The sequence below is a fragment of the Mesorhizobium sp. M7A.F.Ca.AU.001.01.1.1 genome, from assembly GCF_004022735.1.
GTDB classification, from domain to species: Bacteria; Pseudomonadota; Alphaproteobacteria; order Rhizobiales; family Rhizobiaceae; genus Mesorhizobium; species Mesorhizobium ciceri.
The window spans coordinates 1-525 of the sequence record NZ_RZPF01001336.1 but is presented as its reverse complement, the minus strand read 5'-3'; the positions used below and the strand labels follow the sequence as shown (position 1 = coordinate 525).

The 525-nt window shown below is 61.0% G+C and carries 1 protein-coding gene; it reads left to right on the top strand.

Annotated features, from left to right (window positions below):
• Positions 1-129 precede the first annotated feature (129 nt).
• The coding region (locus EN884_RS38035) for an S-adenosylmethionine synthetase N-terminal domain-containing protein (RefSeq protein WP_281034881.1) at positions 130-525 on the top strand (396 nt) is incomplete at its 3' end.

Sequence of the window (525 nt, the reverse complement as noted above, 5' to 3'; positions counted from 1 at the left end):
GGCACAAGATAACGGCATCGACATTCATGCCAGAGCCGAAGCACCGCTTGACGAGCGGCGCTTCGCCCCGCTAACACGTGGCGCGCCAAAATCGGCAGCCTGCCGATCGTTTTTCAAGAGGGGACACCCGTGACGCGGCAGAACTACTTCTTTACCTCGGAATCCGTTGCCGAGGGCCATCCTGACAAAGTCTGTGACCGGATTTCCGACGAGATCGTCGATCTGGTCTATCGCGAAGCCAAGAAGACCGGCATGGACCCGTGGAAAGTCCGTGTCGCCTGCGAGACGCTGGCCACCACCAACCGTGTCGTCATCGCCGGCGAAGTGCGCGTCCCGGAAACGCTGCTGAAGAAGGACAAGGCAGGCAACATCCTCAAGGATGCCGCCGGCCATCCGGTCGTCAATCCGGCCAAGTTCAAATCGGTCGCCCGCAAGGCGATCCGCGAAATCGGCTACGAGCAGGCCGGCTTCCACTGGAAAACGGCGAAGATCGAGGTTCTGCTGCACGGCCAGTCGCCTGACATC